Raw genomic sequence first — 14,587 nt, 5'->3', positions numbered from 1 at the left:
TAAGGAGTCCATCATGGATAAGAGTAAACGTCGTTTTATCAAAGGGGCCGCTGTCACGGGTGGTGTGGGATTATTTGCCGCGGGTTATAGCCATACGTTAGCGCAAATGGGCAAAGGTGTCGTCAATGGCACGTCAGGAAAACCGACCCAAGATCCACTGCATGGCAATTCCTTAGCACCTGAATACAAAGTCGATTTACAGTCAGGCCAGTTAATCAGCAATGACGATCAACGCATCGCCAATACTATGTGCTTAGGTTGCTGGACCAAATGCGGCGTGCGCGCTCGTATCGATCAAAAAACCGATAAAATCATCCGTATCAGCGGTAATCCTTATCACCCGCTGTCATCGCGGGAACATATCGATTTCGATACACCGATCAAAACCGCATTTGTCGGGCTTAGCGCCTTTCAAGAACAGGGTCTACAAGGACGTTCCACCGCCTGCGCCCGCGGTAATGCCATGCTAGAACAATTGGATAGCCCACATCGCGTCACCCAATGTCTTAAACGCGTGGGTAAGCGCGGCAGCGGCCAATGGCAGAGCATTAGCTTTGAACAATTACTGAATGAAGTCGTCGAAGGCGGTGATTTATTTGGTGAGGGCCAAGTCGAAGGCTTAAGAGCGATTCGTGATATTGCCACGCCGCTCGATACCAATAATCCAGAATACGGCCCTAAGGCTAACCAGTTACTGGTCTCAAACGCCTCCGATGAGGGCCGCGATGCCATTATCAAACGTTTTACCTTCAACAGCTTTGGCACCCGAAACTTTGCCAACCACGGCGCTTACTGTGGATTTACCTACCGCGCCGGAGCAGGTGCTTTATTGGATGATTTGAAAAAATACGCCCACTTGAAACCCGATTGGGACCATAGCGAATTTTTACTCTTTATCGGCACTTCACCGCAGCAATCGGGCAATCCCTTTAAACGCCAAGCAAGACAATTGGCTAACGCGCGGGTGAATAACACTAATTTCAGTTATGTGGTGGTGTCGCCCATGCTACCCAATACCTCGAATCAACCTTGCGCGGGCAATAATACTTGGCTGCCGATCCGCCCCGCCACCGACTCGGCACTCGCCATGGGCATGTTGCGCTGGATTATTGATAACCAGCGCTACGCCACCGATTTTTTGAGTGCGCCCAATGTCGATGCCGCAAAAGCATCAGGTTACCGTGGTTTTAGTAACGCAGGCTTCTTGATCGTCAGCGAACCTACCCATCCAAGATATGGCCAATATCTCTTTGCCAGCGATCTTGGCTTACCTTTCGAGGGCAAAGCCTACGGCGAGCAAGACTCGCAGTTGGTTGTCGATGCCGCGAGTGGCAAGATAGTTTTGGCGAGCCAAAGCCTGAAAGCCATGCTCGACGTTGACCAAAACGTCGACACACCTAAGGGGGCGATTGCGGTTAAATCTAGCTTCCAACTGTTAAGTGAAGCGGCGCAGAGCTTCGAGATGGCACACTATGCCAAGGAGTGCGATATCAGCGAGGCGCAGATCATTGCCCTCGCGGATAAATTTACCAGCCATGGCACTAAGGCCGCAGTCATCTCCCACGGCGGCACAATGAGCGCCAATGGTTTTTATAGCGCGTGGGCAATCATGATGCTCAACGCCATGATAGGTAACATCAATTTAAAAGGTGGCGCATTAGCTTCCGGCGGTTCCTTTCCCGCCTTTGGTAAAGGCCCAAGGTATAATCTGCAGGAGTTTGACGGCATGGTCGAGCCTAAGGGCGTATTCCTATCGCGATCTAAATTCCCCTACGAGAAAACCTCAGAGTATCGCCGTAAAGTCGAAGCGGGCGAATCGCCTTATCCAGCCAAAGAACCTTGGTTTCCGATTTCATCGCCCTTGCTTGGCGAACATTTAACGGCGGCGGTGCACGGTTATCCCTATCGACTCAAAGCATGGATTAACCACATGGGCAATCCGATTTATGGTCAAGCGGGTTTAGGGGAAGCTATTGGTGAACAACTGAAAGATCCTAAGGTGCTGCCGCTGTTTATCAGCATCGACAGCTTTATCAACGAAACCTCGGCGCTGTCGGACTACATAGTGCCCGACACCTTAACGTACGAGTCTTGGGGCTGGACCTCAGCATGGCAAGGCACACTAACCAAAGTTGCCACAGGTCGTTGGCCGATTGTCGAGCCAAGAGTCGCGAAAATGGCCAGTGGTGATGTGGTGTGCATGGAGTCTTTCTTGAGCCAAGTGGCGATGAAGTTGCAATTACCCGGCTTTGGCGAAAATGCCATTAAGGCCGCCGATGGCAGCTTACATCCGTTAACGCGCGCAGCGGATTACTCACTCTACGGCGCCGCCAACGTGGCCTATTTAGGTAAAGCCGTCGCCGATATCAACGCCGAGGACATGTATCTTAGCGGTGTAAGCCGCATTCAAAGTGAGCTCAATACCAGACTCACGCCTGATGAAGTCAAAAAAGTCAGTTACTTATTTGCTCGCGGAGGCCGTTTTGAAGAAATGCGCGGCGCACGCGATGACGCGGGGAATCCGAGTAAAGTCTGGCCTAAACCTATGATGCTGTGGAATCCCGACGTCGGCAGTCGTCGCAACAGCCTAACAGGGGAATTTATGAGTGGTTGTCCGCGCTTATATCAACCCGCCTTGGCAGATGGTACGCCGCTCGATAAGGCGTTTGATAAGTCACAGTGGCCATTGCTGATCAGCAGCTACAAATCCCATACCATGAGTTCTATGAGTATTGGCTCGGATCGTTTACGCCAAGTACACCCTAATAATCCGGTGCGACTGAACGAGAAAACCGCCACTAGCCTTGGCATCAGCACGGGCGACACGGTAAAAATCAGCACGCCTAACGGCAGCGTGATCGCTTTAGTGGAATGTGTTGCCGGAGTGCACCCAGACTGCATCGCTATCGAACACGGTTATGGCCATAAAGAACTCGGCGCGCGTGACACTGTGATTGACGAGATTAAAATCGTCGCCAATCCGCTGATCCGAGTCGGGATCAACATGAACGACTTAAATCTGTTCGATCCCAGTCGTCACGGCCGCTATCCGCTGGTAGACTGGGCAAGTGGCGCTTCGGCCAGACAAGGCCTGCCAGCTAAGATTGAAAAACTAAGCTAATCGCCGAGCAAAGATGACACTTAAGAAGCTGCCCTTTGGCAGCTTTTTCTTTGGCGTTAATTCAATCTGATTAAGCCGAATTGCCTCATTAATGTTTTCTAGCTATGCCTATTCGTGAATAAACCGAGGAATAGTGATCTTTTTTACTCAATTTAGGTATATAGATCCCGATCACGCGTTTCATAGAAATAAACCACATATTAAAATCACAGCTATATTTATCAGTATATCTAGCTCGAAATATCGAGCTTTCAATAAAGAACTGCAGTTTTTGAGTCAGTTAGACTCATCAGGAGTATCTCAGTGTTCAACTCTTCATTACGTAAAAGCCTAGAAGTGAGCGAAAGTAAACGCCAAGAGGCGGAGTCGATCATCGACTCGATTAAACACAGTATTGCCACAGTAGAATTTACGCCTGATGGAATAATTCTCGATGCTAATGCGTTGTTTTTAAAAACGGTAGGTTATTCACTTAATGAAGTCGTAGGCCAACATCACAAGCTGTTTTGCTCGGCGGCTTATGGTAATTCTGCTACCTACCAGCAATTTTGGAGCAGTCTAAAAGCAGGTCATCCACAGGAAGGCAATTTTGCACGAGTGAATCAAAATGGCCAAGAGATCTGGCTTAGAGCCACTTACTTCCCCATAAAACAGGCAGGTAAAGTCGTTAAAATAATGAAAACAGCCTCTGATATCACCCAAGATAAGCACCAACTTGACGACCAAGCGGCCATTTTTAATGCCTTGAATCGCTCGCAAGCCATTATTGAATTCACTACCGATGGCACGATTTTGAAAGCCAATACTAACTTCTTAAAGACAATGGGCTTTAGCAAAGAGCAGATTATTGGTAAACACCATCGTATTTTCTGTTTTGATGAGTTTTATCGACAAAATCCACACTTTTGGGACGATCTAAAGCAAGGTCGATATAGCAGCGGTCTCTTTGAACGTAAAAATGCTTATGGCGATTCGATTTGGTTAGAAGCGGCATACAATCCTATTATGGATGAGCAAGGTAAAGTGGTTAAAGTAATTAAATTTGCGAGCGATATCAGCAAGCGGATCGAGCAAAGCCACGCTGTACGTGAAGCCGCCAATATTGCACTGACCACGTCACAACGTACCGTCGAGCAAGCAGAACAAGGCGTACATTTACTCAATGCGACGGTAAATACCTCTAATGCTATTGCCGAGCAAACCCATAAAGCGACCTTGGCGATAACTCAACTCAATGAACAATCTCAAAGTATTCAAGCCATAGTCGCGACCATTAGTTCGATTGCCGATCAAACTAATTTACTAGCATTAAATGCCGCAATTGAGGCCGCACGAGCGGGGGAACAAGGCCGAGGTTTTGCCGTTGTCGCCGATGAAGTAAGGCAGCTTGCTTCCAGAACCAGTAAATCAACCAGTGAGATTGCCGCCGTCGTCACTAAAAATACACAACTCACCACAAGTGCAACTAGCATGATGAACGAAGTTGAAGGTATTGCACTGGAAGGAAAACAACAGTTAGCAGAGGTAACATTAGTGATGGGAGAAATACGTAGCGGCGCGGAAAACGTCTCAGCAATCGTGTCGCAGCTATCAGTCAATAACAATTAATTGCTAGCATTTAATCGCGCTATCAAGGATTGCATGGCGCTTTATCTAAAAGACAAAACGCCAACCTATTGCTTTTACGTCAATCAATAATCAGTTTTACGACCTTCATAGGTGGCGCGCATTTGCTGTACAAGAACCTCATCGTAAGCACGTAATCCACTCATCACTAAGGTTTTGATACCTGTGCCAACTAAAGTGTCGCCACTGTGTAATTCAAAGTGCAATGTCACATCGCCACGTTTACCATCGATTTTTAAATCTTGGCCAACGAGGGATAAGGTCACTTGCACAAAATCGAGGGTGGTTAAGTCAAACGACATACTTTCGTAAATCACTAAAGGCCGTTCTGGGTTGATCATCACTTGATGTTGTTTCATCAAAGGGATCAGAATATCGATAAAATTATGCCCAGAGAAAGCAACATATTGACGAATAAAGGATTCGGTCTGCGCATCGCAACAACTCACATCGCCATGACGGCTGACATTAAGATAGGTTTTTTCACGACTATCGCGAATCGAAAAACTCTCGCTCACTTGTTCAGGGAATTGCAGTTCGACGCTATCACCCACCATACCCGCAAAGCTAAACTTCATGCTCTGGCTCAAACCATATTGAGTCAATACTAGGGCAAACAGTAAATCTCCCGGTACGCAAAAGCGTTTTGCCCCCACATCGTGGATAGGATTAAAGTCCTGCGCAATTTTCTTCGCGAAGTCACTGGCTTGTTGTGCTGAAACGGAAATAGCTTGATTTTGCTTAGAAAAATAAGGCGCTAGAAACATATAAACTCTATTTGTAATAACTCAATACAGGGATGGATAACAAAATTATCACGAGTCTACCTTAAAATAGGTATTTAACTCACCCGATGACTTGACCCACGTAAGGCGTACAAAGTAACACCCTGCCCACATTTGTAAAGCCAAACAAATGACAGGGGTATCAGGATCTGTTGACGTTTCAGGTTTATTCTGCAGATATTAGGCGGAATTTTATGCAAGATAGAGCCTGTATAGCATGATGACGCGACATATAACAGCCGATAATGCCGCAGAAATGTTAGCAAAATAAGGCCGTTTTCATCACTCGTGACTCATTTAAAATAACTCAACATCATTTATCGTTTGGCGAGCAATACCTTGTCAGAACAAATAACATCTAAAACGTAAGTATTGCCTAGCCACCGATAAGCCAAGGAATAAATCGTTAGACCTTTTTAAATTCACGCTTTAACTGAAAACCATCGTCAGTGGCTAACTGCTCTAGCACTTCGATACGCTGACGAAGGATGGCTAACTCGGTCTGAAAAGCTTGGTTTTCGGCCACTTGCTCACGCGTCGACACACCTTGTTTGTTGCGAATTTTCATTATAGCGACCACATATCCGCCAACAATTGCAAATATTGGGATAAGTAAAGCGAGGGCACCAGTGTTCATAGTCATTTCCTTTATCTATTGGCGTTATCGTTATCAAGCTCAAAATTTAGATCTGCTTATGACGCTTAATCAATGTCAAAGTCAGAACATGGAAATAAGTATGCGCAAGACAACCGCAATCAACCAGTGACAAAAGTCATGAGATTTAGCGAAACAGTGTCATTCTTTATCAAAACTATCCACAACAATAGCGCCCATAGAGGCTGGCATAGTGATCACTATGATCCGTTTTATAGAGGTTAGTGGGTCCTCAAAAAATGGCACTTTATCGAGGCAAAGTAGCACGAGGAAAACCACGAGGGCAGTGAGCAAATACGCCACCACGATACGAAAAATAAACACAGGAACGCGGGAAGCAATATTCTGTTGGAACACGCTGTGATAGGTGAATACCCCAAGAAAGAGCAGCGATAAACTAAAAAGCATACCGATATTCAATAAAGGTAAAGTCTCACCGAGATGCCACGCTTCCTCAGAAAATGCAACGGGGACCGCAAGGGCAAAAGCTCCTACGCAAACTTGACTCGCATCTTCGGTGTTAAAACTAAATTTCATGCTGATCGCTCCCTAATCTTCCAATCTATTTGATTAGTCGAAAATAACGTTCGGTGAAGATGCGCTTATTACTGGGGTATTAAGTGCGATACAGCACTTTAACCACATGCCAGCCAAACTTAGTTTTCACTATATGTGGCACCAGTAATTCACCTGAAAATGCAACCTTATCGAACTGTGGCACCATTTGGCCTTTTTTGAACTCGCCTAAATCGCCACCTTTTTTGGCCGAAGGGCAAGAGGAAAAACGCTTAGCGAGCACAGCAAAATTAGCACCATTATTCAGCTGCTTAACAATATCCTCAGCCTGTTCTTTGTGTTTCACTAAAATATGCACGGCGGCAGCGGTTTTAAACATGTCATTTCTCACTTTGGATTAACGTCCCGTGCAAAGGGAAGATTGGCGCCCCGAGTTTGCCCTCGATCACACCACTTCCATCGGCACAGGTTCTACTGACTAAAAGGTTTTAGATCCAACGCATAAGTGCGTTATTGGCCCATTATCGACCCTATTAACCTAGAAAATTTTCTGCCACCACTGCAAAGGGTCGCCGCAGTTATTCACAGGACGATAGGTCGCAGCTAATGCCGGAAGCGCATCGACATTGCTGCAAGTGGATTCCTTAGCCACACCTGTATCTCGGTCAAAAAAGCCCTTCACTACGCCGTTCACTGGGATTGAGCGCAAACTAATAGGTGGACGTTCCTTTAAGAAGGCAAGATACACGGCCATGGCACCACTACTACCATACAAACTGGTTTTGCCGTTATCGTCACGCCCAACCCAAATGGCGGCGACGTTACGCTCATCAAAGCCCGCAAACCAAGAGTCGCGGCTATCGTTACTGGTGCCAGTCTTACCCGCCAGTCCAACGCCAGGGAAGGCATTACCTAAACGCGTTGCCGTTCCCGTATTCACTACTTGCTGCATAGCAAATTGAATTAAGAAATCTGTCTCAGGTGCTATAGCTTGCTCTTTGGGCAATCGCGTCACAGGCAATGGATTCTTATCAGAATCTAGCACAGCGGTCACTGTGGTTAACTTACGGTAAACACCGCTATCAGCTAAGGTTTGGTACACTTGCGCTACCATTAATGGCGAGCCATTGACGGCGCCGAGTAACATGGAGGGATACTCGTTTAACGGCTCCTGCCAACCCGATTTAGCCAATGTTGTGGCGACCGCATCCACACCCACAGCAATTCCAAGATTTACCGTCGGTACGTTCATCGACTTTTTCAATGCCGTTAACAAAGGCACCTGACCACTGAACTTCTTATCAAAGTTTTGTGGTGACCATGTCTTACCTTGCTCACTTTTCAAGGTAATAGGTTGATCTTTAAGAGGTGTCGCTAAGGTAAATTGGCTATTAGGTGCCAGAGCCGTAGCATACACAAAAGGCTTAATTAACGAGCCAATAGGACGACGAATTTCAACCGCGCGGTTAAAGCCATCAAATCCTGGGGTTTTATCGCCGACCATAGCCGCAATACCGCCCGTGTATTTGTCGGTCACGACCATACCAATCTGCAATGATTTATTGCTCTTATCTAAGCTTTTGAGGGTTTGAGTCACCGCAATTTCGGCGGCTTCTTGGGCCATAGGATCGAGCGTGGTATAGATTTTCACCCCAGATTGCTTCAATAGCGCATCGCCATAACGCTCGTTCACTTCCTGTTTTACCAGAGCGAAGAAGGACGGCAATTTCTGGTGTGCTGGTTTATTGAGATTACGGATCCCTAAGGGGGACTCTACCGCCACCTTGTACTCAGCCGTGGTTAAATCCCCCGCATCCATGAGTAAACGCAATACTAGATCACGGCGTTCTTGAATACGATCCGGATATTTCCATGGATTGTAGTAAGACGGTCCCTTAATCGCAGCCACTAAGAATGCCTGCTGGGAAATAGTCAACTCACTGATAGGACGGCCGAAATAGAAACGTGAGGCCAACCCCATACCATGGACGGCGCGGGATTTATCCTGCCCCATATACACTTCGTTAAGATACGCTTCGAGGATTTCGTCTTTGCTGTAACGAAAATCAATAATGACCGCCATTAAGGCTTCGCGCACCTTACGCAGCAAGGAACGCTCACTCGAAAGGAAAAAGTTTTTCGCTAACTGCTGAGTTAACGTCGAGCCACCTTGCACAGTGCGACCGGCGCTGATGTTCACAAAAGCCGCGCGCGCAATCGCGAATGGATTCACACCATGGTGTTCATAAAAACTACGGTCTTCCACCAGCAGTAACGCCTGCACGATCGACTTTGGCATTTCTTCGGTCGGCACAAACAGCCTGTCTTCACCGTCGCCAGTAATAATGCGGTCGAGCAATACTGGCTCAAGGTGGAATATGGCGAGTTGACGCTTGTCTGAGACTCGAGTGACCGAACTGATGCCATTGCTGTCGAAGCTGATCATGACTCTTTGTTCGACTTGATCGCCTTCTGGATGCAAAAACGGTCGACGCCACAATTCAATACGAGTGCTCGAAGCCGAAAACTCTCCCACTTGGTGCGGGTTAGCGACTTTGCGATAGCCGAGCAACTTAAGCTCAGCCATCATTTGCGGATGGCTGACTGCCGCACCAGGGTACAGCGCCATAGAACGACTAAACACCTGTGCTGGCAAATGCCATTTTTGGCCTTCAAATTTTTGCGCAATAATTTGATCAAGATAAATGCTGTAAAAAGTCACTACAGCTAATCCAGCCAAGCCTAATTTCCAACTGATAGACCAAATTCGTCGAAATAAACCGCGGCCATGATTAGCCCGACGGGAAGCGGGTGATTTTTTTGTCGTCTTAGTTGTCATATCTACTTCATCATTCATGCATTTAAAGACATCAGCCATAGGCACAAAGCTAACGTGGTGCGAATCAAAGTGTTTCATAACAAAATGTTATAAAACCAGCGGCATGGTGCTAGGGCTGAGCTAAACCCAAGGTTTTCTTCTTGGTAAATTTTGTCGGCAGTGTATTCACAGGATCGTCTGGCCACAGATGTTTTGGATATCGACCGCGCATTTCCTTTTTCACTTCCACATAAGGTCCCTGCCAAAAGCTGGCTAAATCTGCCGTCAAGGCTAATGGACGCTGGGCTGGAGAGAGTAATTCCATCGTCACCTTTAGTTTGCCCTGCGCCAACATAGGACTCTGCGCCATGCCAAAGGTTTCTTGCAGACGCACACGCAGCAGCGCACGCCCTGACTCGTCGTATACTATTGGCGCAGAGGTACCGGTGACTAACGGCCAGGAAGTTGGCAATAACTCGTCAAGACGCTGTTTCTGCTGCCAGCTCAAACAGTTTGCCACAAAACCAAAGCAATCGAGCTTAACTAATTGCTGCAGATTATTCACATTTTCGAGGTAAGGCGCCAGCCAAGTTTCTAGGCTCGCTAATAATGCTTCATCATCAACCTTGGGCCAGTCACTGCCCACGTCGAACTCAGTTGCCAATTTGAGCCTGTGTTGAAACTGTTCTAAGTTAGCGTTCCAATTGAGGATTTGTAATCCTTGCTGGCGAATATAGCCCAGTAAGGCCGCGACAATCTGCTTACGTTCAGGCTTAGCAATCGTCTCGGTTTTTACTAAAATTTGTCCGACCTTGTATTGGCGCTGCGCAATTACTCGACCTTTAGCTTCATCCCAGCCACAGATCTCATGAATATCCAGTAAACCTTTTAGCTCGCGGTCGAACAAGCTTGGCTGAAGCTGACTCGCTAAGTAAATCCGCCCAGCGTTTCTGCCTTCAGTTTCTTGAAAATCCGCCACCACCATCCACGGCGTTTGCGCCAATGCATCATCGGCTGCGAGCACGACGCCAGTACCATTGGCTAATTGGTAGCCCTCAACACCGCGAGCTTTAGCAATACGATCCGGATACGCAAGTGCTAATAACAACCCCACATCGCTGTGGTGTGCATGGGTCGCTATCTTAGACAAATCCGCCGCTAATCCTAGCTTTTTCTGCCACTGTTTTGCCTGTTGCCCAGCTTGTCCATGACAGGCAAAGTGCAGGTAATTCATGATATCGGCGCCCTTTTTAGGCAAACCGCGCGCCTCTAAAACCCCCGACAACAAGCAGGCCAAACTGCCCAATTGCGTTGCTTGTTCGTTAGCATTATTGACTCCCCCATTGTTTGCGCCCAAACTTTTTGCGCCCAATAACATATGAGCAAGCCTTGGGTGACACCCTAGCTCGTAGGCCGCTTTACCATGGGGAGTGAGTTTATTTTGAGTATCGACCATGCCTAAATCTTGTAACAGTTTCCACGCCAGCGCCTCATGCACACTAGGTGGCGGCGTTAACAACATCAAGTCGCTAAAGGATTTTGCGCCCCAGTAAGCACAATCGTGGGCCATAGCCACCAGATCCGCTTGGCTGATCTCGGGTTCATCGGCCCTGAGCATGCGGCCATGTTCTTCTTGGCTCCACAGGCGAACGCACACACCCGCTGATAAACGCCCGGCGCGACCACTACGCTGAGTTGCGGAGGCTTGGCTTATACGTTTCAAGCCTAAGCGGGTGACACCGGTTTTAGGGTTAAAACTCGCTTGTCGTTTATAGCCACTGTCGATGACAAACCCTATTTCTTCAATAGTTAAACTCGATTCCGCCACGTTAGTGGCTAGCACAATTTTGCGCCTGCCATCTATAGTTGCAGCGATCGCGCTATCTTGCTCGGCACCTGAAAGTTCACCATAAAGAGGGCAAATCAAAAAGGCATCGTCCGCTAAGCGCTCACGCAAAAACTGCTGTAATCGTAAGATCTCCCCTTTACCGGGTAAAAACACGAGCACGGCATTATTGGCAGCAGTTTTATCAACACCGGCACTGCTGCTGGCCGAGACCAGTTCGAGCACGCAGCGGCCGAGGTGATCGATCCAATGCTGCTGAGTTGGCACAGGGCGATATTCGATGTCGACAGGAAAACTCCGGCCTTCGCTGTGCAAGGTCACCGCTTCTGGCATGAGTTCAGCTAAGGCAAGACCAGATAGAGTCGCTGACATAGCTAATATCTTTAAATCGTCCCGCAGTGAAGCTTGCACTTCGAGCGCTAGGGCAAGACCTAAATCAGTGGTGAGGTGACGTTCATGAATTTCATCGAAGATGATCATTCCAATCCCAGTTAACTCGGGATCTTGTTGGATCATTCGCGTCAGAATGCCTTCGGTGACAATTTCTAAACGGGTATTGGCACTGATTTTAGCTTCACCGCGGACGCGATAGCCGACTTCTTGCCCCACCTTTTGCTGGCGACAGCTGGCAATATAGTGCGCCACACTACGCGCCGCGACACGCCGCGGTTCGAGCATTAAAATGCGTCCGCTGATTTCTGGCCAATCCAACATAGCCAAAGGTAACGCCGTTGATTTACCCGCACCTGTCGGTGCCTCGAGGATCACTTGAGCGTGACGAGAAAAAGCCGCGCGCAGCGGTGCTAATAAGCTATGAATAGGTAGAGAGTTCAAGAAAAAGACATCAGCGGCCAAGACAGGGCGTCAGTGTACTAACAATCGGCTTTGAGTACCATTTCGCAGCAAACATTATCAAGTCAGTGCTGACATAAGTAACAGCTCAAGGCTGCCATGCCCAAGATTACAGCTGTGGATAGGGAGCAAAAATCTCACGCTTTTCGAGCCAAGGTTGACTGAGCCCTGACTGTAGTTCAGCTAAGCGTATCGGTTTATTGATGGCGTAACCTTGAGCATAGTCGACGCCTAAGGCTTGCAATTTCCACCCTATTTCTTGGGATTCGACAAATTCAGCAACCACATCAAACCCCATATCTTGACCAAGTTGGCAGATGGATTTTACGATCGCCTGATCCGCAGAGTCTTCGCAAATATTGACGACAAATTGGCCATCAACCTTTACAAAATCCACATTGAGGCGCTTAAGGTAAGCAAAGCTAGAAAAGCCTGCACCAAAATCATCGAGGGCTAATTTACAATTGAGTGGACGAAGTATCTCGAGTAACTTTGTCGCTTGATCAAGCTGACTCACAGCCGCGGTTTCAGTGATCTCGATGCAAAGCTTATCCACCAGCTCAGGTTCGGCCATCAAACGCATTTCTAGCCAATTCATAAACTCATGATCGCCCAAAGAAGTTGCCGACAGATTCACAGACACTAGATCCAATTGCTGCCAAATATCTAAATGACTACCACCCCACTTGAGCAAATTATCGATCACCCAAAGATCAACCTTAGAAGCCAAGTTGTATCGCTCGGCGGCGGGTAAGAAGATAGCTGGAGACACTATAGTGCCGTTAGTCTGCACCATACGCAGTAGGATCTCTAAATGTAAGCCAGTTTCCTCGCGGTTTAACGGCACTATGCTTTGAAAATAAAGCTCGAATTGGTTTAATGCGAGTGCGCCGACGATATCTACAGAGGCCATCATCTCGGTGTAGAGACGGTTCATTTTAGGATCGCTCGCACTGTATAAATGCCAGCCATTTCGGCCTTGATCCTTCGCCAATCGACAAGCAGCGTCAGCTTGACTCATGACGGTATAAATATCGGCGGATTTTTTATCTAGCCTAGCAATCCCCATACTGACACTGACATTGTGACTACGACTTTCCCAAATAAACTCATGATTTGCTAACTGGGTACAAATCCGCTTAGCAATCTGTTTCGCAGAGTCCACATTGCAGTAATGCATCAGGATACCAAACTCATCGCCCCCTAAACGGGCAACAATATCGCCTTTACGTACGAGCTGTTTCAAACGTAATGCGACTTGGCAAAGCAGCTTATCCCCAGCCTGATGGCCACTGATATTGTTAATGACTTGGAATTGGTCTAAATCGAGAAACGCCACGCAAATAGGCATATCATCGTGGGCATGTAGTAGGTTTTCTAATAGGGCTTCGAAATGTAACCGATTGGGCAATCCTGTGAGCGCATCATAATTGGCATGGAACGACAGCTCATCGGCTAAGCGGTACTTTTCACTGACATCTTCGGCAATCATGACTAAAGTATCTTTATCGCCGCTAATCTGGCTAAAACTCAGTTTCAACCAAGTTAATTGATGAATTGATTTTAAAGGTAATTCACACCAAGCTTGACCGAGCACACCTTCTCGTACCACATGTAAGGTATCAGTTAGCATGGCGTGTTCTTCCTCACGCACCATGTCGAATAAATCATAGCCATGTTGAATTGGCAGGGTTTGCAGAGCGACTTTATTCAGCATAGTCAATTGATCATGCTTATCTAACAAGGCGCAAGCTAAGGGCAACTGGTTGAATACTTCACAGTATTTATGTTCACTGGCAAGCATGCTTAAAGCAATACGCGTCAATTCCATCGCAGAGCCAATCATCACAGCGGCGTGATTAAACTCACTTATAAACTCTTCGCTCCATTCACAACATTCTGAGCAATTAACGGCCCCCAAGGCAATACGGGTTTCGCCAAACACGACTGGCGGCAATACTAATAGACTCTTGACGTCCCAATCCCTTAATAAAGCTCGCTCAGCCTGAGCATCGGCAGGTAAGGTATTCACATCAGCCAGATTTAATAGACGCGGAGTACGGACAAGAGAGCGAAAAAATGGCATTCGTGCCAAGGGCCAGACTCGGGTTTGTTGGCCTTGGGCAAATTGAGGTTTTAAATACAGATTACGCGTGCGTAAACGATCCAGTGACTGGCTTCCGGTTAATACAAATACCCCGTCACAATGCAGTTGCAAAGTAATAGTCTCAAGCGCTCTGTCAACATTCTGCTCTAAGGTTTCTAGCGGGGATTCACTAAAAATACTGACCAAAGCCTGTTGGAGTGGATTAGCTAAACCTACTGACATGAAAAGTCTCTTCCTTACCTAAAAATCCATTTAAGGTAT

Annotated in this window: 9 protein-coding genes; 2 read left to right on the top strand and 7 right to left on the bottom strand. The window is 47.3% G+C overall.

What is annotated here, in order from left to right; translation table 11 throughout:
* Nucleotides 1-13 precede the first annotated feature (13 nt).
* Entirely contained in the window at nt 14-3,121 is a 3,108-nt protein-coding gene (locus KO531_RS10125; protein WP_219251066.1) for a tetrathionate reductase subunit A, read from the top strand.
* A gap of 303 nt (nt 3,122-3,424) precedes the next feature.
* Complete coding sequence (locus KO531_RS22555) at nt 3,425-4,729, top strand: PAS domain-containing methyl-accepting chemotaxis protein (RefSeq protein ID WP_219251064.1); 1,305 nt, start codon at nt 3,425-3,427, stop codon at nt 4,727-4,729.
* 83 nt (nt 4,730-4,812) lie between these two features.
* Here the strand turns inward: KO531_RS22555 and KO531_RS10115 are convergent, their stop codons facing one another.
* The 7 genes from KO531_RS10115 to KO531_RS10085 all read right to left on the bottom strand — a co-directional run bounded on the left by KO531_RS10115 (nt 4,813) and on the right by KO531_RS10085 (nt 14,548).
* Nucleotides 4,813-5,514: a DUF3581 domain-containing protein gene (locus KO531_RS10115; RefSeq protein WP_131525486.1), complete on the bottom strand. Its 702-nt coding sequence runs from the start codon at nt 5,512-5,514 to the stop codon at nt 4,813-4,815.
* A 424-nt stretch (nt 5,515-5,938) separates the two neighbouring features.
* Nucleotides 5,939-6,169, bottom strand: a complete 231-nt coding sequence (locus KO531_RS10110; RefSeq protein WP_105250256.1) for a hypothetical protein — start codon at nt 6,167-6,169, stop codon at nt 5,939-5,941.
* A 159-nt stretch (nt 6,170-6,328) separates the two neighbouring features.
* Nucleotides 6,329-6,724 carry a DUF2391 family protein gene (locus KO531_RS10105; protein WP_105250257.1) on the bottom strand — a complete coding sequence of 132 codons (396 nt, stop codon included), beginning with the start codon at nt 6,722-6,724 and terminating at the stop codon, nt 6,329-6,331.
* A gap of 79 nt (nt 6,725-6,803) precedes the next feature.
* The gene (locus tag KO531_RS10100; protein WP_006084190.1) at nt 6,804-7,082 is read right to left on the bottom strand and encodes a peptidylprolyl isomerase; all 279 of its coding nucleotides are present in this window, start codon (nt 7,080-7,082) and stop codon (nt 6,804-6,806) included.
* Between the two features lie 159 nt (nt 7,083-7,241).
* Nucleotides 7,242-9,560 (bottom strand): penicillin-binding protein 1B, encoded by a 2,319-nt coding sequence (gene mrcB / locus KO531_RS10095; protein WP_219251092.1) that lies wholly within the window; start codon nt 9,558-9,560, stop codon nt 7,242-7,244.
* A 91-nt stretch (nt 9,561-9,651) separates the two neighbouring features.
* Nucleotides 9,652-12,201 carry an ATP-dependent helicase HrpB gene (gene hrpB / locus KO531_RS10090; RefSeq protein WP_219251063.1) on the bottom strand — a complete coding sequence of 850 codons (2,550 nt, stop codon included), beginning with the start codon at nt 12,199-12,201 and terminating at the stop codon, nt 9,652-9,654.
* A gap of 127 nt (nt 12,202-12,328) precedes the next feature.
* On the bottom strand, nt 12,329-14,548 hold the full coding sequence (locus KO531_RS10085; RefSeq protein ID WP_198571945.1) for an EAL domain-containing protein: 2,220 nt from the start codon (nt 14,546-14,548) through the stop codon (nt 12,329-12,331).
* Nucleotides 14,549-14,587 lie beyond the last annotated feature (39 nt).

It is taken from the genome of Shewanella sp. NKUCC06_TVS (assembly GCF_019345515.1).
Taxonomy (GTDB): domain Bacteria; phylum Pseudomonadota; class Gammaproteobacteria; order Enterobacterales; family Shewanellaceae; genus Shewanella; species Shewanella oncorhynchi.
This window is presented reverse-complemented; position numbering and strand designations above follow the sequence as displayed.

Bases quoted from the DNA above. Each gene is read 5' to 3' on its own strand.
- KO531_RS10100 (WP_006084190.1), bottom strand. From the start codon at position 7,082: ATGTTTAAAACCGCTGCCGCCGTGCATATTTTAGTGAAACACAAAGAA.
- KO531_RS10115 (WP_131525486.1), bottom strand. From the start codon at position 5,514: ATGTTTCTAGCGCCTTATTTTTCTAAGCAAAATCAAGCTATTTCCGTT.
- KO531_RS10105 (WP_105250257.1), bottom strand. From the start codon at position 6,724: ATGAAATTTAGTTTTAACACCGAAGATGCGAGTCAAGTTTGCGTAGGA.
- KO531_RS10125 (WP_219251066.1), top strand. From the start codon at position 14: ATGGATAAGAGTAAACGTCGTTTTATCAAAGGGGCCGCTGTCACGGGT.
- mrcB (WP_219251092.1), bottom strand. From the start codon at position 9,560: ATGAATGATGAAGTAGATATGACAACTAAGACGACAAAAAAATCACCC.
- KO531_RS10085 (WP_198571945.1), bottom strand. From the start codon at position 14,548: ATGTCAGTAGGTTTAGCTAATCCACTCCAACAGGCTTTGGTCAGTATT.
- KO531_RS10110 (WP_105250256.1), bottom strand. From the start codon at position 6,169: ATGAACACTGGTGCCCTCGCTTTACTTATCCCAATATTTGCAATTGTT.